At 62.4% G+C, this 25,500-nt stretch carries 24 protein-coding genes; 13 read left to right on the top strand and 11 right to left on the bottom strand.

What is annotated here, in order from left to right:
- Positions 1–46: 46 nt before the first annotated feature.
- A complete protein-coding gene (locus BLS57_RS06060) occupies positions 47–427 on the top strand; it encodes a MerR family transcriptional regulator (RefSeq protein ID WP_093740161.1) in 381 nt (126 codons plus the stop codon).
- Between the two features lie 18 nt (positions 428–445).
- Here BLS57_RS06060 and BLS57_RS06065 read toward each other — a convergent pair whose 3' ends face one another.
- Both BLS57_RS06065 and BLS57_RS06070 read right to left on the bottom strand, forming a co-directional pair.
- Positions 446–691, bottom strand: a complete 246-nt coding sequence (locus BLS57_RS06065; protein WP_093740163.1) for a hypothetical protein — start codon at positions 689–691, stop codon at positions 446–448.
- Positions 692–796: 105 nt separating this feature from the next.
- Positions 797–1,543: a helix-turn-helix transcriptional regulator gene (locus tag BLS57_RS06070; protein WP_093740165.1), complete on the bottom strand. Its 747-nt coding sequence runs from the start codon at positions 1,541–1,543 to the stop codon at positions 797–799.
- A 205-nt stretch (positions 1,544–1,748) separates the two neighbouring features.
- Between BLS57_RS06070 and BLS57_RS06075 the strand changes: the two genes are divergently transcribed.
- From BLS57_RS06075 to BLS57_RS06110, 8 genes are all read left to right on the top strand, one after another.
- Complete coding sequence (locus tag BLS57_RS06075) at positions 1,749–2,150, top strand: MerR family transcriptional regulator (RefSeq protein ID WP_093740167.1); 402 nt, start codon at positions 1,749–1,751, stop codon at positions 2,148–2,150.
- Between the two features lie 58 nt (positions 2,151–2,208).
- Positions 2,209–3,990 (top strand): acyl-CoA dehydrogenase C-terminal domain-containing protein, encoded by a 1,782-nt coding sequence (locus tag BLS57_RS06080; protein WP_093740169.1) that lies wholly within the window; start codon positions 2,209–2,211, stop codon positions 3,988–3,990.
- Between the two features lie 50 nt (positions 3,991–4,040).
- Entirely contained in the window at positions 4,041–4,253 is a 213-nt protein-coding gene (locus BLS57_RS06085) for a hypothetical protein (RefSeq protein WP_093740171.1), read from the top strand.
- Positions 4,254–4,270: 17 nt separating this feature from the next.
- Positions 4,271–5,422 carry an acyl-CoA dehydrogenase family protein gene (locus BLS57_RS06090; RefSeq protein ID WP_093740173.1) on the top strand — a complete coding sequence of 384 codons (1,152 nt, stop codon included), beginning with the start codon at positions 4,271–4,273 and terminating at the stop codon, positions 5,420–5,422.
- A 133-nt stretch (positions 5,423–5,555) separates the two neighbouring features.
- Positions 5,556–6,194 (top strand): glutathione S-transferase family protein, encoded by a 639-nt coding sequence (locus BLS57_RS06095; RefSeq protein WP_093740175.1) that lies wholly within the window; start codon positions 5,556–5,558, stop codon positions 6,192–6,194.
- Between the two features lie 17 nt (positions 6,195–6,211).
- Positions 6,212–7,426, top strand: a complete 1,215-nt coding sequence (locus BLS57_RS06100; protein ID WP_093740177.1) for an acetyl-CoA C-acetyltransferase — start codon at positions 6,212–6,214, stop codon at positions 7,424–7,426.
- On the top strand, positions 7,426–7,722 hold the full coding sequence (locus BLS57_RS06105) for an acetyl-CoA acetyltransferase (protein WP_093740179.1): 297 nt from the start codon (positions 7,426–7,428) through the stop codon (positions 7,720–7,722). Before BLS57_RS06100 ends, BLS57_RS06105 begins: the two co-directional genes overlap by 1 nt.
- A 20-nt stretch (positions 7,723–7,742) precedes the next feature.
- On the top strand, positions 7,743–9,947 hold the full coding sequence (locus BLS57_RS06110; RefSeq protein WP_093740181.1) for a 3-hydroxyacyl-CoA dehydrogenase NAD-binding domain-containing protein: 2,205 nt from the start codon (positions 7,743–7,745) through the stop codon (positions 9,945–9,947).
- A gap of 201 nt (positions 9,948–10,148) precedes the next feature.
- Here BLS57_RS06110 and BLS57_RS06115 read toward each other — a convergent pair whose 3' ends face one another.
- Positions 10,149–10,793, bottom strand: coding sequence for a sulfotransferase family protein (locus tag BLS57_RS06115; protein WP_093740183.1), 645 nt, complete (start codon positions 10,791–10,793; stop codon positions 10,149–10,151).
- On the bottom strand, positions 10,790–11,722 hold the full coding sequence (locus tag BLS57_RS06120; RefSeq protein ID WP_093740185.1) for a DMT family transporter: 933 nt from the start codon (positions 11,720–11,722) through the stop codon (positions 10,790–10,792). The genes BLS57_RS06115 and BLS57_RS06120 overlap by 4 nt, the downstream gene beginning before the upstream one ends.
- Positions 11,723–11,816: 94 nt before the next feature.
- Here BLS57_RS06120 and BLS57_RS06125 point away from each other — a divergent pair, with 94 nt between their 5' ends.
- Both BLS57_RS06125 and BLS57_RS06130 read left to right on the top strand, forming a co-directional pair.
- Complete coding sequence (locus BLS57_RS06125; RefSeq protein ID WP_093740376.1) at positions 11,817–13,442, top strand: AMP-binding protein; 1,626 nt, start codon at positions 11,817–11,819, stop codon at positions 13,440–13,442.
- Positions 13,443–13,529: 87 nt separating this feature from the next.
- Positions 13,530–14,543 carry a hypothetical protein gene (locus tag BLS57_RS06130; protein ID WP_093740187.1) on the top strand — a complete coding sequence of 338 codons (1,014 nt, stop codon included), beginning with the start codon at positions 13,530–13,532 and terminating at the stop codon, positions 14,541–14,543.
- 72 nt (positions 14,544–14,615) lie between these two features.
- Here the strand turns inward: BLS57_RS06130 and BLS57_RS06135 are convergent, their stop codons facing one another.
- The 5 genes from BLS57_RS06135 to BLS57_RS06155 form a co-directional block, all read right to left on the bottom strand.
- On the bottom strand, positions 14,616–16,067 hold the full coding sequence (locus BLS57_RS06135) for an SPOR domain-containing protein (RefSeq protein ID WP_093740189.1): 1,452 nt from the start codon (positions 16,065–16,067) through the stop codon (positions 14,616–14,618).
- A gap of 90 nt (positions 16,068–16,157) precedes the next feature.
- Entirely contained in the window at positions 16,158–16,799 is a 642-nt protein-coding gene (upp, locus tag BLS57_RS06140) for a uracil phosphoribosyltransferase (protein WP_093740191.1), read from the bottom strand.
- Between the two features lie 67 nt (positions 16,800–16,866).
- Positions 16,867–18,057, bottom strand: a complete 1,191-nt coding sequence (locus tag BLS57_RS06145; RefSeq protein ID WP_093740193.1) for a phosphopentomutase — start codon at positions 18,055–18,057, stop codon at positions 16,867–16,869.
- Entirely contained in the window at positions 18,057–19,361 is a 1,305-nt protein-coding gene (locus tag BLS57_RS06150; protein WP_093740195.1) for a thymidine phosphorylase, read from the bottom strand. The genes BLS57_RS06145 and BLS57_RS06150 overlap by 1 nt, the downstream gene beginning before the upstream one ends.
- Positions 19,362–19,364: 3 nt before the next feature.
- Entirely contained in the window at positions 19,365–19,757 is a 393-nt protein-coding gene (locus BLS57_RS06155) for a cytidine deaminase (protein WP_093740197.1), read from the bottom strand.
- 209 nt (positions 19,758–19,966) lie between these two features.
- On the opposite strand from BLS57_RS06155, the gene BLS57_RS06160 reads away from it, so the two are divergent.
- Complete coding sequence (locus BLS57_RS06160) at positions 19,967–22,240, top strand: NADP-dependent malic enzyme (protein ID WP_093740199.1); 2,274 nt, start codon at positions 19,967–19,969, stop codon at positions 22,238–22,240.
- A gap of 57 nt (positions 22,241–22,297) precedes the next feature.
- Here BLS57_RS06160 and BLS57_RS06165 read toward each other — a convergent pair whose 3' ends face one another.
- Complete coding sequence (locus tag BLS57_RS06165; RefSeq protein WP_093740201.1) at positions 22,298–22,408, bottom strand: malic enzyme; 111 nt, start codon at positions 22,406–22,408, stop codon at positions 22,298–22,300.
- Positions 22,409–22,549: 141 nt separating this feature from the next.
- Complete coding sequence (locus tag BLS57_RS06170; protein ID WP_167356378.1) at positions 22,550–23,305, bottom strand: MipA/OmpV family protein; 756 nt, start codon at positions 23,303–23,305, stop codon at positions 22,550–22,552.
- 168 nt (positions 23,306–23,473) lie between these two features.
- Here BLS57_RS06170 and BLS57_RS06175 point away from each other — a divergent pair, with 168 nt between their 5' ends.
- Positions 23,474–25,366, top strand: a complete 1,893-nt coding sequence (locus BLS57_RS06175; RefSeq protein ID WP_093740205.1) for a propionyl-CoA synthetase — start codon at positions 23,474–23,476, stop codon at positions 25,364–25,366.
- Positions 25,367–25,500 lie beyond the last annotated feature (134 nt).

The raw sequence follows: 25,500 nt of genomic DNA on the forward strand, positions 1-25,500 counted from the left end.
CGCATCCCTGCCGCTGACCATAGTTTGCCCGCAGGGAGTAGATGCTTTGGATGATGAACGCCTGACTTTCAAAGAGATGTGCGCGGCTTTCGATGTGACGCCACGCACCCTGCGCTATTACGAATATATCGAATTGCTGCAGCCGCACCGCGAAGGGCGGTCCCGCTTCTATGGCCCGCGCGAGCGCGCCCGGATGAAGCTGATCCTGCGCGGCCGCAAGTTCGGCTTTGCGCTGGAAGACATCCGCCAGTGGCTGCTGATCTATGAGAAAGAAGGCACCGAGGCGCAGATGCGCGCTTGGGTGACGATGGCGGATGGGCAGTTGGAAGAACTGGCCGAGCAGCGCGCGCAGTTAGACGAGGCTATGGCCGAGTTGCAAAAGCTGCGCGACGATACGGCTGCGGCGATCGGACAGGAGTCCGCCTGACCAGTCGGACCCCGTCGATTACTGGTTCCGGCGCGGCGTCAGTTGCGTGATCAACAGCTGCAAGTCGGCCACCACCCGGATCATATCAGAAACCGTGTCATTATTGGCGTGACCTGCCAGATCAAAAGCGCCGCTTTCGACCAGATCGGACGCGGCTTTCAGATCGCGCAGAACGCGCGCTTTGGTGTCATCCTGTGCGCCAGTTGGCCGCGCAGAGACATTGGCACCCTCTGCGGGATGCTTAATGCTTTGCTGCTTAGACATGCTCGAACCCTTGTTAGGTAAGGCTACCTTCTTAAGACCGGGCCTGTTTCGAGTCTTGTCCCGCAACCACGTGACAACCAATAGCCGAACCAATTCGACAAAGGTTTATGATCGATCCCGTTTCGGCTTACGCAGCAGCCCTGCCCCCAAGCCGCGGATCGCAGCCGTGGTACGGTCGTTAACTTCAAGCTTGGAAAAAATGCGGCGCACATTGGTGTCTACTGTATGCGGGGAAATACCCAAGATCTCGGCAATCACCCCGTTGCTTTTGCCGGTGGCGATCCACTCCAGCACTTCGATCTCTCGCGGGGACAGACCCGCATCGCGCGCCTCAACGTCTTCCATCATGACAGAATAGCGCAGATGCGCGGTCTGGGCGGCGCTGTGCAGGGTAAAGATGTCGTTCTTGGAAAGCTCAGGTGCGTCCGGACCAAAACCGAGGTTAACGACCGCCGCCGCCCCTTGCGGTCCGTGAACATGAACCGCCAAACCACCGTGGGGGCGCAACTGCTGCAACCTGCGCATATAGACCTGTTCAGTCTTTGTCAGCCGCGTGAGCTCTTCGACTTCGGACCAGTAGAATGGGGCCATGCGCCGCCGCGCGAGATTCTCGATCGGGCTGGTCTTTAACTGATCCGGGTCCAGTATCTCCGACGTCCAGCGGACCGCATCGGTAACGCTGAGATCGCGTTCGAACTGAACCGCCGTGGCCTCACTATTGTCGCCATGGTAGCTCACCAAATGGATGCCAAAGCCGGAGTAGAAGTTCAGGCCGCATCGCGACAGTGCCACACCATCCTCAGCCTCAGCACAGCATTGCGCAAAGTGATCTAACGAGATTCTCTTTGACATGCACCGCCTCAGTTTGCCTGCGCCGTTTCGTCAAAGGTGCCTTTTTACTGAGGCACCCGGCAACTGGTATTCGGCGTAATATTACGTGTTGCTGCCCGATTTAGAAAGTGACGCAACGTATCGCTTACGTCAACGTCAACTTCCATTGTAAGAGCAGAGCAAGTCCCCACCTGAAGTCCTGTAATGACGCTCGGAGAGACATGAAATGACCGCCGACACCCTGACCATCCGCCAGATGTGCGACGCCTTTGAGGTGACCCCGCGCACTCTGCGCTTTTACGAGGCGAAAGAGCTGCTCTTCCCGCTGCGGGAAGGTCAAAAACGCCTGTTCACCAAAAGCGACCGTGCCCGGCTCAAGCTGATCCTGCGCGGCAAACGCTTTGGCTTCAGCCTCGAAGAAATCCGCCAGTTGCTCGACCTCTACCACATGGGCGACCAGCAGCAGACCCAGATCGCCGCCGCCTATGACGTGGCCCGCGCCCGTCTGGCCGATCTCGAATCCCGCCGCGATGAGCTGAACGAGGCGATTGATGACCTCAAAGACCAGCTGAAATGGGGGGAAAAGATGATCGCCTCCATGAACCAGCCGCGTCGCGCCGCCGAATAAACCTAGCGGCTCCGCGCCGCGCCACGACATCCATAAAAAGACCACCCGGAGAGCATAGATGCCCAGCTACACAGCCCCCACCAAAGACCTGCAATTTGTCCTGCATGACGTGCTGAAAGTCACCGAAAGCCAGACCCCCGGCTATGACGAGCTGGAGCCTGATTTCACCTCCGCCATTTTGGACGAAGCGGGCAAGCTGACCTCCGAAGTCCTCGCCCCGCTGAACGCCGTGGGCGACAAGGAAGGCTGCCGTTTGGAGAATGGCGTGGTCTATACGCCGAAAGGTTTCAAAGAAGCCTTTGAGAAGGTCAAAGAAGGCGGCTGGCCCGGTCTCGACATGCCCGAACAGTACGGTGGGCAGAACATGCCCTATGTCATGGGCACCGCCGTGGGCGAAATGTTCTCCGCCGCCAACCAAGCCTTCACCATGTACCAGGGCCTGACCCACGGCGCCGCCTCCGCGATCCTCGCCCATGGCACCGACGCGCAGAAAGACACCTACCTGCCCAAGATGGTCTCCTGCGAATGGACCGGCACCATGAACCTGACCGAGCCGCATTGCGGCACCGATCTGGGCCTGATGCGCACCAAAGCCGCGCCGCAGGACGACGGCAGCTACAAAATCTCCGGCCAGAAGATTTTCATCTCGTCCGGTGAGCACGACATGGCCGACAACATCATCCATCTGGTGCTGGCCAAGATCGAAGGCGGCCCGGAAGGCATCAAAGGCGTGTCGCTCTTCATCGTGCCCAAGTTCATGGTCAATGAAGACGGCTCCTTGGGCGAGCGCAACGGCGTCTCCGTCGGCTCCATCGAAGAAAAGATGGGCATCCACGGCAACTCCACCTGCGTGATGAACTACGACGGCGCTACCGGCTATCTACTGGGCACCGAGCACAAGGGCATGCGCGCCATGTTCACCATGATGAACGAAGCCCGCGTCGGCGTTGGCATGCAGGGACTGGCGCAGGCCGATGTGGCCTACCAAAACGCCGTGATCTACGCCAACGACCGCCTTCAGGGCCGTGCCGTCACCGGGGCTGAGTTCCCTGACAAGCCCGCCGATCCGCTGATCGTGCACCCCGACATCCGCCGCTCGCTGATGGACCAGAAAAGCTTCGTCGAAGCCGCCCGCGCCTTCATCCTCTGGGGCGCCACCATGATCGACGCCGCCCACCGCGCCGATGACAAAGACGCCGATGGTCTCGTCTCCCTGCTGACCCCGGTCATCAAAGGCTTCCTGACCGACCAAGGTTACGACATGACCGTGAAGGCCCAGCAGGTCTACGGCGGCCATGGCTATATCGAAGAATGGGGCATGTCCCAGTTCACCCGCGACGCCCGCATCGCCCAGATCTACGAAGGTGCCAACGGCGTCCAAGCGCTCGACCTCGTGGGCCGCAAATTGGCCCAAGACGGCGGCAAGCATGTCATGGCCTTCTTTGACCTGATCAAAGGCTTCATCAAGGACAACGCCGGCCAAGACGCCGAGTTCGACGCGGCCTTCCTTGACCCACTGAAAGCGGCCAGCAAAGACCTGCAATCGGCGGGTATGTATTTCATGCAAAACGGCATGAAGAACCCGAACCACGCGCTCGCAGGGTCGAACGACTTCATGCATATGTTCGGCCATGTCTGCTTGGGTCTGATGTGGGCCAAGATGGGTCTGGCGGCGAAAGAAGCCCTGAAGAACGGCAGCGGTGACGCCGCGTTCTACGAGACGAAGCTCGCGACCGGGCGCTACTATATGGCACGGCAGCTGCCTGCGACGGCCCTGCACCTGACCCGCATCCAATCCGGCGCGGACACGGTCATGGCATTGGAGGCCGCAAACTTCTAAAACGGGTGGTGGGGGCCTGTCCCCCACCCTGCCCAACACCCGGAGAGACCATGCCCAAACGCTTCCGCCTGACCCGCCGCTTCCCCGTCGCCATGACCGAAGAAGGCTACCGCAGGCTCAAGAAGTTCAGCACGGATGCAGGTCTTGATGAAGGGGAAGCACTGTCGTTCCTGTTCGAGAATTTCAACTCGGTCATGAACGAAGAAAACCTGACTACGCGGCTGCGCCTGTTCAACGCCGAACTGGAAAGCCGCAAACGCTGAACCCTGGGGAGGGGCGGATGACGCAAAGCAAAACATCCACATGGATGACCGACGAACACCAGATGATCGCCGATATGTCGGCGCAGTTCATCAACACCGAATGGGCGCCCAAATTCGAGAAATGGCGCAAACAGGGTCAGATGGACCGCGAGACTTGGGCCCAAGCCGGTGAGCTCGGCCTGCTCTGCCCCTCGGTGCCCGAAGAATACGGCGGCGCAGGCGGTGACTTTGGCCACGAAGCCGCGATCCTGATCGAAGGCTCCCGCGCCAACCTCGCCTCTTGGGGCCACGGCATCCATTCGGGCATCGTCGCGCATTACATCCTCGCCTATGGCACCGAAGACCAAAAGAAACGTTGGCTGCCCAAAATGGTCTCCGGCGAGCTGGTCGGCGCACTGGCGATGACCGAACCCTCCACCGGCTCGGACGTGCAGCGGATCAAGACCAAGGCCGTGCGCGACGGCAACGCCTATAAGCTTTCCGGCCAAAAGACCTTCATCACCAACGGCCAACACGCCAATCTGATCATCGTTGCTGCCAAGACCGACCCCAAAGAAGGCTCCAAAGGCGTCTCACTGGTCGTCGTCGAAACCGATGGCGCTCAAGGTTTCCAACGCGGCCGCAACCTCGACAAAATCGGCCTGCACGCCGCCGACACCTCCGAGCTCTTCTTCGACAACGTCGAAATCCCGCCCGAAAACATCCTCGGTCAAGACGAGGGCCAAGGCTTCTACCAGATGATGCGGCAACTCCCCCAAGAGCGCCTCATCATCGGCTGCGGTGCGGTGGGCGCCATGGAAGGCGCGGTCGCGCGCACGATCGCTTACTGCAAAGAACGTGAAGCCTTCGGCGGCCCGCTGACCCAGTTTCAAAACACCCGCTTCCAACTGGCCGAAGTGAAAACCAAAACTGCCGTCTCCCGCGCTTTCCTCGACGAATGCATCGCCGAGCACCTGCGCGGCGAGCTGACCGTCGATAAGGCCGCGATGCAGAAATACTGGCTCACCGACACCCAAGGCGAAGTGCTTGACGCCTGCTTGCAACTGCACGGCGGCTACGGCTTCATGCAAGAATACGCCGTCGGTGAAATGTGGGCCGACGCGCGGGTGCAACGCATCTATGGTGGCACCAATGAGATCATGAAGGAACTGATCGCGCGCAGCCTTTAACCGCGCGCGTACCGAAAGCGCAGCGCAGAGGTATTTAAGAAAGGATGAAGATAAGGCCCCCCTGCCCCCTTCATCCTTTTACAAATACCGTCCGACGGCGCTGCGGGCGATGACATTTGAGGAGGATAGACACGTGACCATTCAACTTTATTGCTTTGGCGAATCCGGCAATGCCTATAAGGCGGCGCTTGCATTGGAACTTTCAGGTCTGGACTGGGAGCCGGTGAAGGTCGACTTTTTCGGCGGCCAGACGCGGCAGCCGGACTACCGCGAACAGATCAACAATATGGGCGAAGCGCCGGTGATGATTGATGGCGATCTGCGGCTCACGCAATCGGGTGTCATTCAGGATTACGTCGCGGAAAAGTCAGGCAAATTCGGCGGCCGCGACGCGACGGAACGCCGCGAAATCCTGCGGTGGGTGTTGTGGGATAACCACAAACTCAGCTCTGTCGCCGGGATGACCCGTTTCTTGATGAACTTCCTGCCCGAAGACAAACGCCCCGCCGAGGTCATTGCCTTTAACCAAGGCCGGCTCAAGGCGGCCTACGGCGTGCTGAATGACCATCTCGACGGCCGCGACTGGATCGTGGGCGATGAGTTAACAAACGCAGACCTCAGCTGCTGCGGGTATCTTTATTACCCCGAGCCTTTTGGCTTTGACCGCAGCGACTGGCCCCATATCGACGCGTGGCTCACGCGTTTGAGCGAAACACCGGGCTGGAAAGCCCCATACGACCTGATGCCCGGCAGCCCTGCTGACCGCGCTTGATCCCGGAGGACATGAACATGACCCAAGACGTTTACATCTACGACGCCCTGCGCACCCCCCGTGGCAAAGGCCGCAAAGACGGCGCCCTTCACGAGGTCACCTCGCTGCGGCTGTCGGCGCTGACGCTGAATGCCCTGAAAGAGCGTAACAATCTGGAAGGTCACGCTGTCGAGGATGTGATCTGGGGCAACGTCACCCAAGTGATGGAACAGGGCGGCTGTCTGGCGCGCTCGGCGGTGCTGGCCTCGGACCTTGATGAGCGCATCCCCGGCCTCGCGATCAACCGTTTCTGTGCCTCGGGCATGGAGGCAGTGAACCTCGCGGCGAACCAAGTCAAAGGCGGCGCGGGCAATGGCTATATTGCCGGTGGTGTCGAGATGATGGGCCGTGTCGCGATGGGTGCCGATGGGGCGGCGATCGCGGTGGACCCGACGCTGGCGATGGAAAAATACTTCGTGCCGCAGGGTATTTCGGCGGACATCATTGCCACTGAATACGGCTTTACCCGCAATGAAGCGGACCAGCTTGCCATGCAGTCCCAGCAGCGCGCTGCTCGGGCTTGGGAAGAAGGCCGCTTTGACAAATCGGTCATCACCGTGCGCGACCAGAACGGTCTCGCGATCCTAGACCGGGATGAATACATGCGCCCGCAGACCGACATGCAGTCGCTTGGCGGGCTGAACCCAGCGTTCCAGCAGATGGGCGAAGTCATGCCCGGCTTTGATAAGGTCGCGTTGATGAAATACCCGCATCTGGAGCGGATCAATCATATCCACCATGCGGGCAACTCGTCGGGCATCGTTGACGGTGCCGCCGCCGTTCTGATCGGCAATAAGGAGTTTGGCGAGCAGCACGGGCTTAAGCCCCGCGCCCGCATCCGCGCCACCGCCAAGATCGGCACCGACCCGACCATCATGCTTACCGGCCCGGTGCCGGTGACCGAGAAGATCCTCAAGGACAGCGGCATGAATATCGGCGACATTGATCTGTTCGAGGTCAACGAAGCCTTTGCCGCCGTTGTCATGCGTTTCATGCAGGCCTTTGATGTGGACGACAGCAAGGTGAACGTGAACGGCGGCGGCATTGCCATGGGCCACCCTCTGGGCGCGACCGGTGCGATGATTATCGGCATTCTGCTCGATGAGATGGAGCGCGCCGACAAGGAAGTTGGCCTTGCCACGCTTTGCATCGCCTCGGGCATGGGTGCAGCCACCATCATTGAGCGCGTCTGATGGCCTCCGACCATCCATTCCACGCGGTTGCGGCGCTTGCCGCAGCCCGTGGCTCGCCGGACTTGCAGATCAAGGTCGAACGCGGTGGCGATTATGTGCGGCTTTATTGCACCGATCCTGCCCTGTTCTTTAAACACCGCGACGATCCCAGCGACAGCTTTGACCGCGAGGCATTTGGCCAGTCCAAACGCATCCTGCTCAGTGCCGACGACTGCGACGCGGGCCCCGAAGCCACGCTGGCCCTGATCGAGACGCTGCTGGAAAAATTCGCTGACTACACGTTTCAGCGCCCCTAACCCATTTGAGGGAGAGACCAATGACCGATTTTACATTGAACAAAGACGCCGAAGGCATCGCGACCATCACATGGGACGTGCCGGGCAAGAGCATGAACGTCATGTCCTTTGACGGGCTGCGGGAATTGGAGGCCCATATCGACGATGCGCTGGCTGATGAGGCTGTGAAGGGCATCGTCATCACCTCGGGCAAGGAAGGCTCTTTTGCCGGTGGCATGGACCTGAACCTGCTGGCGAAGATGAAAGAAGACGCGGGCGACGATCCGGCCAAGGGCTTGTTTGAAGGCACGATGCAGATGCACGCCCTGCTGCGCAAGATCGAGCGCGCGGGCATGGACCCGAAGAGCAACAAGGGCGGCAAGCCTGTCGCTTGCGTGATCCCCGGCACGGCTGCGGGCATCGGGCTGGAACTGCCGTTGGCGACGCATCGCACCTTTGCGGCGGATAATCCGAAGGCGCGGATTGGCTTGCCAGAGATCCTCGTGGGCATCTTCCCCGGTGCTGGTGGCACCACACGGATGGTGCGCAAGCTGGGGGCCATGGCGGCCTCGCCCTTCCTTCTGGAAGGCAAGATGGTCGCCCCTGCCGCTGCGGTGAAGGCTGGGATCATTGACGAGGTGAGCGAGGACCCGATGGCCGCCGCGCGCGACTGGGTGCTGAATGCCAAGGGTGCCGATCTGGTTAAGCCTTGGGATGCCAAGGGCTACAAGATGCCGGGGGGTGCGCCCTATCATCCGGCGGGTTTCATGACCTTTGTTGGCGCCAATGCGATGGTGAATGGCAAGACGCAGGGCGTCTATCCGGCGGCGAAGGCGCTCTTGTCGGCGGTCTATGAAGGCGCGCTGGTGCCTTTCGACACGGCGCTCAAGATCGAGGCGCGCTGGTTCACCAATGTGCTGATGAACCCCTCCTCGGGCAATATGATCCGCTCGCTCTTCCTCAACAAGGAGGCGCTAGAGAAAGGCGCCGTGCGGCCCGAAGGTGTGCCGGACCAGCGGGTTAAGAAGCTGGGCGTTCTGGGCGCGGGCATGATGGGCGCGGGCATTACGTTGGTGTCGGTTCAGGCTGGCATTGAGGTTGTACTGATCGACCAGACACAGGAAGCCGCTGACAAGGGCAAAGCCTATTCCGCGAGCTATTTTGACAAGGGCATCGCCCGTAAGAAATCGACTGAGGAGAAAAAGACCAAGGCACTGGACCTGATCACCGCGACCACTGATCTGGATGCTTTGAAGGGCTGCGATCTGATCATCGAAGCGGTCTTTGAGGACCCCAAGGTGAAAGCCGAGATGACCCAGAAGGTCGAAGCCGTGATCCCCGAGGATTGCATTTTTGCCTCCAACACCTCGACCCTGCCGATCACCGATCTGGCGAAAGCGTCGAGCCGTCAGGAGCAGTTCATCGGCATCCACTTCTTCTCGCCCGTTGAGAAGATGCTACTGGTGGAGATCATCAAAGGTCAGCAGACCGGTGACCGGGCCGTGGCCAAGGCGCTCGACTATGTGCGCCAGATCCGCAAGACGCCGATCGTGGTCAATGATGCACGCTTCTTCTATGCCAACCGCTGCATCATTCCTTACATCAACGAAGGTGTGCGGATGGTGCAGGAAGGTGTTGAGCCTGCGCTGATCGAGAACGCCGCCAAGCTCGTCGGCATGCCGCTGGGGCCGTTGCAGTTGATGGATGAGACCTCGATTGATCTGGGTGCCAAGATTGCCCGAGCGACCAAGGCAGCGATGGGGGCGGATTATCCGAACGACGATCTCGACCCTCTGGTCTTCTGGATGGAAGACGAGGGCCGTCTGGGCCGCAAGGCGAACGCTGGTTTCTACAGCTATGACGCCACGGGCAAGCGCGAAGGGCTGTGGCAGGGCATGGGGGACAAATACCCCGTGGCCGACGACCAGCCCGATCTGATCGAGGTGCAGCACCGTCTGCTGTTCTCGCAGGTCTTGGAGGCCGTGCGGGCGCTGGAGGATGGCGTGCTGATGGACATCCGTGAGGGCGACGTGGGCGCGATCCTTGGCTGGGGCTTTGCGCCTTGGTCCGGCGGCCCGCTGAGCTGGCTCGACATGATCGGCGCGCCCTATGCGGCGGAGCGTTGTGACCAGTTGACCGAAAAGTTCGGGGAGCGTTTCGCTTGCCCCGAATTGCTGCGGGAGATGGCGAGCAAGGGGCAGAGCTTTTACGGGCGGTTTAATCCGGATGCCAGCAAGGCTGCATGATAGATCGGGGCGCTTCGGCGCCCCTTTTTATTGGGACTACAAGGGCCAGCGCCTGCCCGCGGGTCGGCGATCCAGCAGGGCCTATTGCCACTTTATGTCTCAGCCATGATGTGCTGTCTCAATGTCGCACCTAGCCTCACCAAATCGCCTACCCGGGGGGCGGGCAGGCGATGGCCCGGCGCCTACGGCTTGATTCCGGGCCTAGGGGACGTCGTCAGCGTAGCCGAACCGCGCGATGTCCTCGGCGCAGACATCGGCCACAATATCGCGCAACTCAGGGGTATACACCGCCCCTGCCCCTTCCGAGGCATTCACGGTTGGCAACTCCAACGCAAACCCCAGATGGTCAAACAACGGCTGCGCATCCGCCGCGAAATGCTCCAACCGGATATACAAATCACAGCACTCCCGCCCCGCCGCATCCTCCATATACCGCCGTGCAGGCCAAGCGCGCAAACTCGCCTGCGTCTGAGGATGCCGCAAGAACCCCGCGAAACTCTCCGCTTTAGCCAAATGCACCGCCGGATGGTCAAACCCCTGCGCTCGCAACCAACGATAATAACTCGCTACCCGGTCCCAAGGATTGCGCACCAAGGTAAAGCAGAACAGCCCGTCCAACTCCTCCGCGCTCACCAGCCCATCCACATCCGCCAGCGTCGAATGTTTCCACAACCGCCCCGCCGCTTGCGCCCCCTGCAACCGCCGCCGCCGCTTCAGCGCCTTGGGCGTGTCGCCCAGCATGAGGTCGTCCTTCATCGCCCGCCCCTCCAGCGCCAGCGCCAGCGAGGTGCCCCCGGTCTTGGGGATGTGTACAAAAACATAGCGACGGCCATGGCTGATAATCACTCGGTGGCCTCCGGTGCGCGCAGGGGCGACGGCTCCTCACTGCGCAGGGCAATCACCGCCCCCGCACCTGCGATCATCGCCATGCCGACAAACCCAAGCGCAGAGACCGTCTGCCCCCAAAGCACCCAGGCCCAGAAGCTGGCAAAGATCAGCAGCGAGTACTCAAATATCGCCACATGCCCGGCCTCGCCTAACTGATAGCCACGCACCAGCAGACCGATGCCGACCAATGAGCCGACCGCCTGCACCGCGATCCAGAACCACATGGCGGCATCGAGCGGCCCCCATGTGCGGCTGACAAAACCTTCGGTTCCCGTAACCTCGGCCCCCGGCAGCACTAACATCCCAATGCCGCCCATCACCGCCAACATGCCAAAGAAACCGGCGGTCATCACCATCGTGCTCTCGCCCTCGCACCAAGCCCGCGTCGCCACGGCACCGATGGCATAAAGCACCCCCGCCAGCAGCGGCAGGAAGGCCACGAGATCGAGATCATTCGGATTAGGCCGGATCACCATTACCGCACCTGCGAACCCGACTGCTACCGCGCCCCACCGCCAGCGCCCGACGTGTTTGCCCTGAAACAGCGCCGAAATCATCAGCACAAACAGCGGCGAGGTAAACAGCCCCGCCACCACCACACCAATCGGCAAAAACGCCAGACAGCCAAAATAGATCAACATCGCACCCGCCTGAAACAGACTGCGCCCCGCCACGGCCCAGACCCGCTGCGGGCGCAGGATGCCAAAGCCGAAGCCCGCCAGCACCGCCAAGATCGCCACCGCCATAATCCCGCGGACAAAGTGAAACTGCCACAGCGATCCGCGCTCGGAGATATAGGGCACAAAGTTATCCGTCAGCCCCAAGGCCGCCATGCCGCCCACGGCATACAGCGCCGCCAACCCTGATTTCACCGCCTCGTCCTGCATCCTGCCCCCTTTTTCGCTTCTCCCTCTTTGCAAAGTCACGCGCCCACAGCAATACTCAACCCCAAATCGAATGGAACGCCTTGGGGAGGGTCACATGGGGTGGATGTCAGACGAAAGCGGGCTGGAGAAATGCGCGGCGAATTTCGTGCCGCTGACGCCTCTGTCCCACCTGCGCCGCGCGGCACGGGTCTTTCCCGATCAGACGGCGGTGATCTACGGCGACCACCGCGCCACCTATGCGCAATACCATGACCGCTGCACCCGGCTGGCATCTGTTCTGGCGTCGATCGGTGTCACTCCCGGCGACGTCGTGGCCACGCTGATCCCCAACCTGCCCGCACAGGCCGAGGCGCATTTCGGCGTGCCCGCCTGCGGCGCGGTGCTTAACACGATCAACATCCGGCTCGATGCAGGAACGGTGGCCTATATCCTTGACCATGGCGAGGCCAAGGTGCTGCTGGTCGATAGCGAGTTTCTAGACCTCGCCGAATCCGCCTGTGCAAAGATGGACGGCCCGCCCCCGGCACTCATTGAAGTGCCCGACGCCAATGCAGGCTTCCCGGCCAGTGGACGTCACCCGGAATACGAAAGGCTGCTGGCAGAGGGCGATCCCAGCTTCGACTGGATCATGCCGCAGGACGAATGGGAAAGCCTTGCGCTGAACTACACCTCCGGCACCACCGGGCGGCCCAAGGGCGTGGTCTACCACCACCGCGGTGCCTATCTGATGACCATGGGCACGGTCGTCTCTTGGCAGATGGTACTTCGCCCCGTCTTTATGCAGATCGTGCCACTGTTTCACTGCAACGGCTGGAACCACACATGGATGATGCCCTTGCTGGGTGGCACCTTGGTCTGCTGCCGCGACATCACTGCAAAAGCGATCTATGACGCCATCGCCGATCACGGCGTCACCCATTTTGGCGGGGCGCCGATTGTGCTGAACATGCTGGTCAACGCGACGGACGATGACCGCCGCGCCTTTGACCACAGCGTCGAAGTCTTCACCGCCGGCGCGCCCCCTGCCCCCGCGACCCTGTCCAAGATTGAGAAACTGGGGTTCAACGTGACACAGGTCTACGGCCTGACCGAAACCTTCGGCCATGTCACTGAATGCCTCTGGCAGGGGGACTGGGACGCGCTCTCCGAACCTGACCGGGCGGCGATCAAAGCGCGCCAAGGTGTCGCCATGCCGATGATGGAAGACATCACCGTGACCGACCCGGAAATCACCCAGACCCCAATGGATGGCAAGACGCAGGGCGAGATTATGATCCGCGGCAATTCGGTGATGAAAGGCTACCTCAAGAACCCGGAGGCCACGCAAGAGGCCTTTGAGGGCGGCTATTTCCACTCCGGCGACATCGCCGTGCAGCATCCAGACGGCTATATCCAGATCGCCGATCGCGCCAAGGACATCATCATCTCCGGCGGCGAGAACATCTCGAGCGTCGAGGTCGAAGGCGTGCTGATGGGTCATTCGGAGGTCAACCTCGCTGCCGTGGTGGCGCAACCGCATGAGAAATGGGGCGAAGTCCCCTGTGCCTTTGTCGAGTTGAAACCGGGGGCCAGCGCCAGTGAAGCGGACCTGATTGCTTTCGCACGCGAAACGCTGGCGGGGTTCAAGACGCCCAAACGCGTGATCTTTGGTGAGTTGCCCAAAACCTCCACCGGGAAAATCCAGAAGTTCGAACTGCGCAAAAGGGCTGCGGAAATGTGACGCGGGGCCGCATTATGTCACCTACCATTGCTGATCCCGCGCCGCGTGGTAGAGTGCCCAAAACACCAAGGCCCGCAGCAGAACCCCATGACCGCCCTCACGAAATACGCCCGGCTCGAAGCGACGGGTCTTTGGCGCGCCTCGCCCGATGCGCAGCGGCGCGAGGTCATTGTCTCAATCGGTGACGCGACGCTGGTGATCAGCGATCTGAAGGATCAAGCCCTCACCCATTGGTCCTTGGCAGCCGTAGAGCGGGCCAATGCTGGCCAACGTCCGGCGCTTTATCATCCCGATGGCGATCCGGGCGAAACGCTGGAACTGCCTGACGATGAAACCGAGATGATCGAGGCCATCGAAAAGCTGCGCCGCGCGATCAACCGCAGCCGTCCCCGCCCGGGCCGGTTGCGCTGGCTGGGCATGGTGGCCTCGGTCGCGGTGGTCGCGGCCCTCGCCGTCTTATGGATGCCCGGAGCCCTGCAAGACCATGCATTAAAGGTGGTGCCAGAGGTGAAGCGGGTCTCCCTAGGGGCTGCGCTGCTCAAACGGCTCGAACGTGTCTCCGGCCCGGTCTGCGAGACCCCCGGCGGCAACGTCGCGCTGAACCGGCTCGCCAAACGGTTAGAGGCCGGACGCCTCGCCGTGCTGCCCGATATGACCCGCCCCAGCCTGCACCTGCCCGGTCGTCTCATCGTGCTGGACCGCAGCGTGCTGGAAGACCATGAAGAACCCGATGTGGCGGCAGGCTATATCCTGACCGAAGACGTGGCCCGCGCCGCACGCGACCCGCTGCGCGAGTTACTCGACACTGTCGGCCTGCGCGAGACCTTCCGCCTGCTGACCACCGGCGACATCGCCCCCGATGCGTTGAACGCCTATGCCGAGACCCTGCTCACCCGAGAAACCGTCAAGCCGCAGATCCAAGGCCAGCTTGCCCGTTTCGCCAAGGCCGAACTGCGCAGCACGCCCTATGCCTATGCCCGCGACATCACAGGTGAGACGACCCTGCCGATGATTGAGGGCGACCCGATGAACGGCAAGCTCACCGCGCCGCTGCTGTCAGACGCCGATTGGCTGCGCTTGCAAAACATCTGCGGAGGGTAAGCGCGCTCTGCAACGAAAAAGGCCAGCCCGGTGATCCCGCGGCTGGCCTTTTTCGTTCTACAGAAACAGATCTCAGCGGCGCAGGTAAGCATCCCCGAACCCGGCGCGGCGCAGGCGTGTGACGGCGGCCTGTGTTGAGCCGCCTGCAATCGGCCCGGCCTGAACGCTGTGATAGGTCTTGCCGCCGCGGGTCTGTTTGCCGATGCGGGCCGGTAGCCCCATTTGCGAAATCTGACGCGCTGCGCGTTGGGCGTTGGACGGGTTGCCAAAGACGCCGACCTGCACGTAGCCCGCTTTGCCGCTCACTTGCGGCGCTGCGCGTTGCACTGGCTTTGCGATGGCAGCAGGTGCAGACCGGCTGGAATAAGTCACCTCCGTCCGGAGGGGCCGGGAATTTTTATGTTTCGGCGCGGCCTTGCGGTACCGCAGCACCCGTTTCATCACCTGGCCGTCGCGGTGAACGATCTTGACCACACCTAGCTTGCGCTGCTGCGTCTCGACATCGAGGTAAGGGTAGACCAGCGGCACCTTGGCCGTGACGTCTTCACCCGTGGCACGATTGATCAGGCGGCGCGGCACGGTCTGGGTCCAGACCAGCAGCATGTCGGCGCGGCCCTCAAGCGTTTGCTCCGCACGGTGCGGGTTCAGGCGGTCGTCTTCCCAGACCTTACGGTAACCGTGGGGCACTTTCACATTGGTGGTGTTGATACGATTGATCGCCACATGTTTCGGCACGATCCGCGTATCTGTGCCAACGGCGCGGGGAGCCGGTCCGCTGGGCACCGGCGCGCTGACCACAGCGCGCGGGGCGACGATGCGGGCGGGCGCTTGTGTTGCAGAGTGCATCACCGCCGCACTGCGATAGGGGCGCGGCGCCTGTCCGCGCTGCGGCACGCTGGGCGCGCTGCGATGGGCGACAATTGCTTCGGCCTGCGGACCACAGCGCACGGAATACCCCGATCCGGCGCGCATGTATTGCTGTGACAATGGCGAGGCGCCGGGGCATGCGCTGGCCGATGTCATCGGCGCAGGGGCCGAAAGGGTGACCTGCCGGACCGGCGCAACTGGCACAGGGGCCGGTGCGGGCTGGTGAACGACAACCGGAGCCGGTGCACGTTTCGGCGCAGGGGCCACACGGCGCACGACCTTTTGCGGCGCGGGCCGCGCGACAGGCAATTCCTTCACGCGCTTGGGCGCGGGCTTGGCCTTCGCCGGCGCTGCGGCAACTGTGATCTTCTCAACCTTTTCCGCTGGCTTCGCAGAGGCAGCGGCGACCTGCACACCGCCCGTGGGCTGGAACCCGCAGACCTGCTTGCGCGCCCGGCTCATGCGCGGCACCCAAGACACGTTGCCATCAATCCCGGCGCGGATGAAAACACAGCCCGCGCTGTCGACATATTGCTTGCCCTTATAGGACGCCGACGGGAATTCCGCCGGTTGGCTGCGGCTGTCTTGTGCCTGCGCGCCAGCGGCGCTAAGCGATGCGGCAAACACCGCCATGGCAATAGTTCTGGTAAGTGTCATCTGATGCCCCCACACGATCTGGTAGAAAGGATGCCTCAGCGCGCGCCCTGAGTAAAGCGTGACGCGCGCTAAAACGCGGGAAAGGCCCGATTACTTGGTGCCGAACATCCGGTCACCTGCATCGCCGAGGCCGGGAATGATATATCCCTTCTCGTTCAGCGACTCGTCCAGCGCCGCCGTGACGATCGGCACGTCGGGATGCGCCGCCTTCATTGTGGCCACCCCTTCGGGCGAGGCGAGCAGGCACAAGAAGATGATATTGGTCGCCCCGGACTTTTTCAGCAGATCAACCGCCGCGACCGAGGAGTTGCCGGTGGCCAGCATCGGGTCCACCGCGATGACCAAACGGTCCTCCATCGCTTCGGGCACTTTGAAGTAATACTGCACCGGCTGAAGCGTTTCCTCATCCCGGTAAAGCCCGACGAAACCGACCCGCGCCGAGGGGATCAGTTCAAGCACCCCGTCAAGCAAGCCATTGCCCGCCCGCAGGATCGAGATCAGCGCCAATTTCTTGCCATCGAGCGTCGGCGCGTCCATCTCCTGCATCGGCGTTTCGATGCGCGTCGTGGTCATCGGCAGGTTGCGCGTGACCTCATAGGCCAAAAGCTGGCTGATCTCGCGCAGCAACTGGCGGAACACAGCGGTCGAGGTGCCCTTGTCGCGCATGATGGTCAGCTTGTGCTGCACCAAAGGGTGATCGACGATGGTCAGATGTGCGGGGGTATCGGTCATGCGGCAGGCTCCTTGATTTGCACTGCTTCTAGCCGGACAAGCCCCCCGCTCGCAAGCACAGGCTGCCCTAGCCGGGAACCTCTACCCCCAAATGCCGCGCCACCAGCGTAGCCACATCGGCAAAGCCGATCTGTCCTAACTCCCCTGCCCCGGTGCCCGTAACCACCACCGGCACCCGCTCTCGCGTGTGATCGCTGCCCGCCCATGTCGGGTCGTTGCCGTGATCGGCTGTCACCACCAGCATGTCGCCCTCGCGCATCGCGCCGATGACCTTGCCGATCTCGGCGTCAAACCACTCCAGCGCGCGGGCATAGCCCGAGACGTCACGGCGGTGGCCAAAGTTGCTGTCGAACTCCACGAAATTGGCAAAGGTCAGACTGCCGTCTTCGGCAGTCGCCACCAGATTGTGCAGATGCTCCATTAACTTCGCATCCGGCCCTTTGCGCAATTCATCAATGCCCTGCATCGAGAAGATGTCACCGATCTTGCCTACCGCATAGACGCGCCCCCCGGCGTTCTGCACCCAATTGGTCAAGACGGGCTTCGGCGGCATGATTGCAAAATCGCGCCGGTTCGGGGTGCGCTCAAAGGCCCCCGCTTCGCCCGTGAAAGGCCGCGCAATGACCCGGCCCACCTTCATCTCATGCAAACGCGGGGCAAGGTCTTCGCAAAGCTTCAGCAAACGGTCGAGGCCAAAGACCTCCTCATGCGCCGCGATCTGAAAGACGCTATCCGCAGAAGTATAGCAAATCGGCCAACCACTCTCGCAATGCTCCGCGCCCAATTCCTCGATCACCGCAGTGCCCGAGGCATGGCAATTGCCCAAAATCCCCTCAGTCCCCGCCAGCCGCGCCACTTCCGCCGACAGCTCTGCCGGAAACGCCGGGGTCTCGTCAGGAAAATAATGCCACGCCCAAGGCACCGGCAAACCCGCCAACTCCCAATGCCCCGAAGGCGTGTCCTTGCCCTGCGACACTTCGGTCGCTGCCCCCCAGCGACCCTGCGGTGCGGCCCCCAGCCCCGCGGCCTCAACACCGCTGGCCAATTTCAACGCCGCCCCTAGCCCGAGCCGGTCCAGATTGGGCATATGAAGCGGCCCGCTGCGCCCCTCTTCAGCCTGCTCCGCCGCACAGGCCTGGGCAATATGTCCCAGCGTATTGGCCCCCGTATCCGGCAGGGTGCCGTTAAAGAAATTCCCCGCATCCGGCGCGCCGCCGATGCCCACGCTATCCATCACCACCAGAAACGCACGTGCCATCAGCCGATCCTTTCCAAAATCAATTTCGGTTCCGCCACCGGCGCATCGCCCAAGCTAATCGCGGCCAAGACCGCCTCTGCCGCGGCATCCGCCGCCTCGCTGCGCGCCGCATGGACCATCGCCAATGGCTCCCCGTGCTCGACCCGCGCCCCAAGGCGCACCACTTCCGACAGCCCCACCGCCGGATCAATCTGATCCGCCTCGACCACACGCCCGCCGCCAAGGCCAACCACCGCCATGCCAAGCGCCGCACCATCAATGGCGCTCACTACCCCGTCGCGTGGCGCTTTCACCGCGCAGATCACCGGCGCTTCGGGCAGGAACCGCTGCCAATCCTCGGCAAACCCCACCGGCGCGCCCATTCCGGCCAGCATCCGCGCAAAGCGCTCCAGCGCCCGCCCATCACGCACAGCCGCCAAGATCGCCTCGGCCCCCGCCTGCGCATCTGCGGCCAGCCCACCGCTGGCCAACAATCCGCCGCCGAGCTCCCCTGCAACCTCCAAGATCGGCCCTTCCGCCGCCCCGGTCAGCACGCGCATCACCTCGGCCACCTCCAGCGCATTGCCAAGGCTCGGCACCAGCGGCTGGTTCATGTCACTGATCACCGCCGTTGTCGGACAGCCCGCCGCCGTGGCCGTGCTGCTCAGCGCCTGCGCCAGCGCACGCGCCTCGTCCATATCCTTCATGAACGCGCCGGAGCCGACCTTCACATCCAGCACCAGCCCATCCAGCCCGGCGGCAAGCTTCTTTGACAGGATCGACGCCGTAATCAAATCCAGCGAATCCACCGTCGAAGTCACATCCCGCACCGCATAAAGCCGCTTGTCCGCCGGGGCGATATCGCCGCTGGCGCTGACAATCGCACAGCCCGCTGCATCCACAACCGCCCGAAACTGCGCCTCTTCCAACTGCGTCGTCACACCGGGGATCGCTTCGAGCTTGTCCAGCGTGCCGCCCGTATGCCCCAAACCGCGCCCCGAGATCATCGGCACGTAAGCCCCACAAGCCGCCAGCGCTGGCGCAAGGACCAACGACACGCAATCGCCCACACCGCCCGTGGAATGCTTATCCAGCACCGGCCCGCCAAGGTCCCACTGCAACACCCGCCCTGAATCGCGCATCGCCAGCGTTAAGGCCACACGCCCGGCATCGTCCAACCCGTTGAGACAGATACCCATCGCAAAGGCCCCGGCCTGCGCGTCGCTTACGCCGCCATCCGCCAACGCCTGCGCCATCCACGCCAGCGCCGCGCCGTCCAACGGCTGCCCATGCCGCAACCGCGCCAAAATATCCCGCGCGCTCATCGCTCAGCCCTTCATATGGGCCGCGCCAAAGGCCCCCGGCAGCAAGTCACCCAAAGTCATCTGCTGCTCTTCGCCACCAACAGTCGCCATAACGACGGTCACATCACCGCCGCCAAACTCCGCCAACTTCTGCCGACAGCCCCCACAAGGCGTCACCGGCAGATCACTGCCCGCCACCACATAGACCTCAGCAATCTCACGCTCGCCCGCCGCAACCATCGCCGCAATCGCCCCTGCTTCGGCACAGGTCCCCTGTGGATAGGCGATATTCTCAACATTACAGCCGCTAAATACCGCACCCGATGCCGTCCGGATCGCCGCGCCAACCTTAAATTCCGAATATGGCGCATGGGCGTTCTCACGCACCTTCACTGCCGCTTCGCGCAAATCACTCATTACGATCTCCCTTTTTGCGGCACTATAGAAAATCGCCCCACCCTATGCGATGCAAAACGACACGCCCCTCTTTTTGGCCCAAAATACTTCGGGGGAATCGCCCGCGAGGGCGATGGGGGCTGGCCCCCACGCGCCTTTGTAAAAAGGCGCTTTGCGCGGGCGCGAAAAATAGTTTAACGCTAAACCATTATTCGGGAGAAGCACAAACGATGACCGACGCCCCCAATTTACGCCAAGCCGCATTGGACTATCACGAGCACCCCCGCCCCGGCAAACTTGAGGTCCGCGCCACCAAGCCGCTGGCCAATGGCCGCGATCTGGCCCGCGCCTATTCGCCCGGCGTGGCCGAGGCTTGCATTGAGATCCAGAAAGACCCCGACACCGCCGCGCGCTATACCTCGCGCGGCAATCTGGTCGCCGTGGTCACCAATGGCACCGCAGTGCTGGGCTTGGGCAATATCGGCGCGCTGGCCTCCAAACCAGTGATGGAGGGCAAGGCGGTTCTGTTCAAGAAATTCGCCAATATCGACTGTTTTGACATCGAGCTGGACCAAGCCGACCCCGAAAAACTGGCCGAGATCGTCTGCGCGATGGAGCCAAGCTTTGGCGCGATCAACCTCGAAGACATCAAAGCGCCGGACTGTTTCACCGTAGAGCGCATCTGCCGCGAGCGGATGAACATCCCCGTTTTCCACGATGACCAGCACGGCACCGCCATCGTCGTAGGTGCCGCAGCTAAGAACGCGCTGCATGTGGCGGGCAAGAAGTTCGAAGACATCAAAATCGTCTCCACCGGCGGTGGGGCGGCGGGCATTGCTTGTCTCAACATGCTGCTGAAACTCGGCGTAAAGCGCGAGAATGTCTGGCTTTGTGACATCAACGGTCTGGTCTACGAGGGCCGCACCGAGGACATGAATCCGATCAAAGCGGAATATGCGCAGAACTCCGATCTGCGCACGCTGGATGATGTGATCCACGATGCGGACATGTTCCTCGGCCTCTCCGGCCCCGGCGTTCTGACGCCTGATATGGTTGGCAAAATGACCAGCCGCCCGATCATCTTTGCGCTGGCGAACCCCACGCCCGAAATCCTGCCCGACTTGGCCCGCGAGGTCGCCCCCGACGCGATCATCGCCACTGGCCGCAGCGATTTTCCCAATCAGGTCAACAACGTCCTCTGCTTTCCGTTCATCTTCCGGGGCGCGCTCGACGTCGGCGCCACCACGATCAACGACGAGATGAAGATCGCCTGCATCGACGGCATCGCCGCCCTCGCCCGCGCCACCACCAGCGCCGAGGCGGCGGCGGCCTATCAGGGCGAACAGCTGACCTTCGGCGCCGATTACCTGATCCCCAAACCGTTCGATCCGCGCCTCATTGGCGTCGTCTCCTCTGCCGTGGCCAAAGCCGCGATGGAAACCGGCGTGGCGGCGCGGCCCATCGACGACCTCGACGGCTACAAACGCCGCCTTGACGGGTCGGTTTTCAAATCCGCCCTCATCATGCGCCCCGTCTTTGAATCGGCCCGCACCTCCCCGCGCCGTCTGGTCTTTGCCGAGGGCGAAGACGAGCGTGTGCTGCGCGCCGCCCAAGCGATCATCGAAGAAACGGTCGAGCGTCCCATCCTCATTGGCCGCCCCGAGGTGATCGAACGGCGCATCGAAAAGGCGGGACTTAACCTGCAACTGGGCCAGAACGTCGATCTGGTGAACCCCGAAAACGACCCGCGATACCGGGATTATTGGGAGACCTACCACAGCCTGATGTGCCGCCGTGGCGTCAGCCCCGACATCGCCCGCGCCGTGATGCGCACCAACACCACCGCCATCGGCGCGGTCATGGTGCATCGCGGTGAGGCGGACAGCCTGATCTGTGGCACTTTTGGGGAGTTCGGCTGGCATCTTAATTACGTCAACCAAGTGCTGGGCCGCGACGGGTTCCGCCCGCATGGCGCGCTGTCGATGATGATCTTGGAAGATGGTCCTCTGTTTATCGCCGACACACAAGTGAACCTGCACCCCTCCCCCGAACAAATCGCCGAAATTGCCATCGGGGCTGCCCGCCATGTGCGGCGCTTTGGGATCGAGCCGAAGGTGGCGCTCTGTTCGCAAAGCCAGTTTGGCAATCAGGGCGAAGGCTCCGGCAAACGTCTGCGTGCCGCTTTGCAGATCCTCGACGCGGGCCAGCATGACTTCTGCTACGAGGGCGAGATGAACATCGACACCGCGCTCGACGCCGATCTGCGCGAACGGCTGCTGCCCTGCAACCGGATGGAAGGCGCGGCCAATGTGCTGGTCTTTGCCCATGCCGACGCGGCCTCGGGCGTGCGCAACATTTTGAAAATGAAGGGCGGCGGGCTGGAAGTTGGCCCGATCCTGATGGGCATGGGCAACCGGGCGCATATCGTGTCGCCGTCGATCACCGCACGCGGGCTGCTCAACGTCGGCGCCATCGCGGGCACGCCGGTGGCGCATTACGGCTAAACGCAAAACGCCGCCCCCCGTTTTTCAGGGGGCGGCGCTGCTCGGCCAAAGCCGGAGTTACTTGCGCGGTGCCGCGGGTTTGATGTCCGCGACCGAGCTGGGTGCCTTGGAGGCAGGCTTTGCCGCCGCTTTGGCTTGTTTTTTCTTGTTGCCGATCTTGTCACCCATGGGTGAACCCTTTGCATATGAGGGGCGCGCGCATCATGCCGCGCCTGCCCTCATCATCGCAAAATCGCGGCCCCAAACTGATCCATTTTCGACATTGATGTCGGAAACGACGCACCGCCCCGGTGGGCGGCGCAAACCCGCTTAGAACCGCCAGTTAAAGGCGCGGCTGACACCAATGCGCATGGTCCACTGGTCCTCGGACCCGGCCTGCGTGATCGGGCTGTCGGCGGCGTCATTCAGCAGATGCTGATAGGCCACGGCGCCCTCGATGGCCCAAGCCTCATCCAGACGGTAGGTCGCTTCAACCTCGACGCCCGCGCCCAGCAGACCGCCCTCGGCCTCATAGGCAGCAAAGTTTGGCGTGGCCGTATCGACCCCGAAATAAGTGTCGGCATAGGTGTCATTGCCAAGGCTGAAACGCGGGCCTGCGGTGATGGTCCAACGCTCATTCGGGCGGAAGATCACATCTGCACCAATGTCGCCGGTGACCCCCTCATGCCCGCCAAAACCACGTCGGACCTTACCGAAGACCTGCCAGTTCACCTCGCGGTAGATCACGCCAAAGCCCAGTTCAACGGCGGCGTCGATGTCCTCGAGACCTGCCAGTTCCGGATTGTCCGATGCCGTACGCTCGCCCATATAGCGGAACGCGCCCGTAAAGCCGAAGCCGGTCTTGGGCGCGGCCCCGATGCCATTGCCGATCTTGCGCCCGCCCCATTCAAGCGAGCCAAAGGTAAAGCCCAGATCAGGCGTGGCGCCATAGGTGCTGGCCCCCGGATAATCAGGCGCCGCCCCAACCCCGCCGCGCAGGGAAAAGTTGAACGCCCGGTCTTGCGCCACAGCGGGCAATGCGGCGACAGCAGAAAGACAGGCAGCGAGGGGAAGGGCAAAACGCATGAGGCAGGCTCCAGGTTGGCGGGTTTTGTCGCTACCTAGCATGTTTGTCTCAAAGGAACAGGGCCAAGCGCCCTTGCCGAACCCGCTCCTTCGCGCCACTTTGTGCCACCGCGCGTGGCTTGCACCACCCCAAGCCCCCCGCGGCACAAAAGGCAGGAGGAGATCACCATGGGATACCGCGAGACCTACGACCGCTGGAAGGACGACCCGGAGGCCTATTGGCTGGAGCAGGCCGAGGCCATCGAATGGGACACACCGCCCACGAAGGCGCTCTTTGACCGGGGCGACGACCTCTATGAATGGTTCGCGGATGCCAGCGTCAACACCTGCTACAACGCGGTGGACCGCCATGTGGATCAGGGCAACGGCAAACGCGTGGCGATCATCCACGACAGCCCCATCACCGGCACGCAAACCCAGCTGACCTATGGCGAGCTTCAGGCCCATGTCGCCTCCCTCGCCGGCGCGCTCAAGGCGCAGGGGGTGGAGAAAGGCGACCGCGTCGTGATCTACATGCCGATGGTCCCGGAAGCGATTGAGGCAATGCTGGCCTGCGCCCGCATTGGCGCGATTCACTCTGTTGTCTTTGGCGGTTTCGCGGCCAACGAACTGGCCGTGCGCATCGACGACTGCAAACCCAAGGCGATCATCGCCGCCTCCTGCGGGTTGGAGCCGGGCCGTGTGGTGGATTACAAACCGCTGCTCGACGGGGCCATCGAACAGGCTACGCACAAACCCGAGACCTGCATCATCTTCCAACGCGGCCAAAAACCCTGCGAATTGATCCGGGGCCGCGACATCGACTGGTACGCCGCCCAAGACGGCGTACGCCCCGCGCCCTGCGTTCCGGTTGAGGGCAACCACCCGGCCTATATCCTCTATACCTCCGGCACCACCGGCGCGCCCAAAGGCGTGGTGCGCCCGACAGCGGGGCATTTGGTGGCGCTGAACTGGACGATGGAGAACATCTATAACGTCAAACCGGGCGAAGTCTTTTGGGCCGCGTCGGATGTGGGCTGGGTCGTGGGCCATAGCTACATCTGCTACGCGCCGCTGATTGCCGGGAACACCACCGTGGTGTTTGAAGGCAAACCCGTCGGCACCCCCGACGCAGGCACTTTCTGGCGGGTGATCGAAGAGCATAAGGTCGCAAGCTTTTTCACCGCCCCCACCGCGATCCGCGCTGTGAAACGCGAAGACCCGGACGGCGAAGAGATCAAGAAATACGATCTGTCGAGCCTCCGCGCGCTCTACCTCGCGGGGGAACGGGCCGACCCCGACACCGTCGAATGGGCCCAGGAAAAGCTGGGCAAACCCGTCTACGACCACTGGTGGCAGACCGAGACCGGCTACACCATCGTCGGCAACCCGGTCGGGCTGGAGCCGCTGCCGGTCAAGGTCGGCTCCCCCACCGTGCCGATGCCGGGCTATGACGTGCAGATCCTTGATGAGAGCGGCCAGCCCCAACCGCCGGGCGAGCTTGGCGCGATTGCCATCAAACTGCCCCTCCCCCCCGGCACCCTGCCCGGCCTGTGGAACGCCAAAGAGCGCTTCCGCAAATCCTACCTCACCACCTTCCCCGGCTATTACGAGACTGGCGACGCGGGCATGATCGACGAAGACGGCTATGTCTGGATCATGGCGCGCACCGATGATGTGATCAACGTCGCGGGCCACCGCCTGTCGACCGGCGCGATGGAAGAAGTCCTCGCCGGGCACCCCGATGTGGCCGAATGCGCCGTGGTCGGGGTCAGCGATGAGTTGAAAGGGCAATTGCCCGTGGGCTTTTTGTGCCTGACCAAAGGCGTGGACCGCCCCCATGACGAAATCGTCGCCGAGTGCGTCAAACGCATGCGCGAGCAGATCGGCCCCGTGGCGTCCTTCAAGCTCGCGGTGGTGGTGGACCGTCTGCCCAAAACCCGCTCGGGCAAAATCCTACGGGCGACGATGGTCAAGATCGCTGACGGGGCGGAGTTCAAACCGCCCGCGACGATCGACGATCCCGCCATTCTGGATGAAATCCGCGAGGCGCTCGGCACCATCGGCTACCCCAAAAGCTGAGCCTCCCCCATAAGCCGCGCTTGCCCCCAGCAGCGCGGCCTCTACCCTTACGGGCCAAGGTGTCGGCATCTGCGTCGCCCCGGTCGCATTTTTTGAATTGCGCGCTGCGGCCAAAATATGCGAAGCGCCCCCGC

The sequence above is a fragment of the Sulfitobacter delicatus genome, assembly GCF_900102535.1.
GTDB classification, from domain to species: Bacteria; Pseudomonadota; Alphaproteobacteria; order Rhodobacterales; family Rhodobacteraceae; genus Sulfitobacter; species Sulfitobacter delicatus.

Bases quoted from the DNA above. Each gene is read 5' to 3' on its own strand.
- BLS57_RS06065 (WP_093740163.1), bottom strand. From the start codon at position 691: ATGTCTAAGCAGCAAAGCATTAAGCATCCCGCAGAGGGTGCCAATGTC.
- BLS57_RS06070 (WP_093740165.1), bottom strand. From the start codon at position 1,543: ATGTCAAAGAGAATCTCGTTAGATCACTTTGCGCAATGCTGTGCTGAG.
- BLS57_RS06075 (WP_093740167.1), top strand. From the start codon at position 1,749: ATGACCGCCGACACCCTGACCATCCGCCAGATGTGCGACGCCTTTGAG.
- BLS57_RS06080 (WP_093740169.1), top strand. From the start codon at position 2,209: ATGCCCAGCTACACAGCCCCCACCAAAGACCTGCAATTTGTCCTGCAT.
- BLS57_RS06085 (WP_093740171.1), top strand. From the start codon at position 4,041: ATGCCCAAACGCTTCCGCCTGACCCGCCGCTTCCCCGTCGCCATGACC.
- BLS57_RS06090 (WP_093740173.1), top strand. From the start codon at position 4,271: ATGACGCAAAGCAAAACATCCACATGGATGACCGACGAACACCAGATG.
- BLS57_RS06100 (WP_093740177.1), top strand. From the start codon at position 6,212: ATGACCCAAGACGTTTACATCTACGACGCCCTGCGCACCCCCCGTGGC.
- BLS57_RS06105 (WP_093740179.1), top strand. From the start codon at position 7,426: ATGGCCTCCGACCATCCATTCCACGCGGTTGCGGCGCTTGCCGCAGCC.
- BLS57_RS06110 (WP_093740181.1), top strand. From the start codon at position 7,743: ATGACCGATTTTACATTGAACAAAGACGCCGAAGGCATCGCGACCATC.
- BLS57_RS06120 (WP_093740185.1), bottom strand. From the start codon at position 11,722: ATGCAGGACGAGGCGGTGAAATCAGGGTTGGCGGCGCTGTATGCCGTG.
- BLS57_RS06125 (WP_093740376.1), top strand. From the start codon at position 11,817: ATGGGGTGGATGTCAGACGAAAGCGGGCTGGAGAAATGCGCGGCGAAT.
- BLS57_RS06130 (WP_093740187.1), top strand. From the start codon at position 13,530: ATGACCGCCCTCACGAAATACGCCCGGCTCGAAGCGACGGGTCTTTGG.
- BLS57_RS06135 (WP_093740189.1), bottom strand. From the start codon at position 16,067: ATGACACTTACCAGAACTATTGCCATGGCGGTGTTTGCCGCATCGCTT.
- upp (WP_093740191.1), bottom strand. From the start codon at position 16,799: ATGACCGATACCCCCGCACATCTGACCATCGTCGATCACCCTTTGGTG.
- BLS57_RS06145 (WP_093740193.1), bottom strand. From the start codon at position 18,057: ATGGCACGTGCGTTTCTGGTGGTGATGGATAGCGTGGGCATCGGCGGC.
- BLS57_RS06150 (WP_093740195.1), bottom strand. From the start codon at position 19,361: ATGAGCGCGCGGGATATTTTGGCGCGGTTGCGGCATGGGCAGCCGTTG.
- BLS57_RS06155 (WP_093740197.1), bottom strand. From the start codon at position 19,757: ATGAGTGATTTGCGCGAAGCGGCAGTGAAGGTGCGTGAGAACGCCCAT.
- BLS57_RS06160 (WP_093740199.1), top strand. From the start codon at position 19,967: ATGACCGACGCCCCCAATTTACGCCAAGCCGCATTGGACTATCACGAG.
- BLS57_RS06165 (WP_093740201.1), bottom strand. From the start codon at position 22,408: ATGGGTGACAAGATCGGCAACAAGAAAAAACAAGCCAAAGCGGCGGCA.
- BLS57_RS06170 (WP_167356378.1), bottom strand. From the start codon at position 23,305: ATGCGTTTTGCCCTTCCCCTCGCTGCCTGTCTTTCTGCTGTCGCCGCA.
- BLS57_RS06175 (WP_093740205.1), top strand. From the start codon at position 23,474: ATGGGATACCGCGAGACCTACGACCGCTGGAAGGACGACCCGGAGGCC.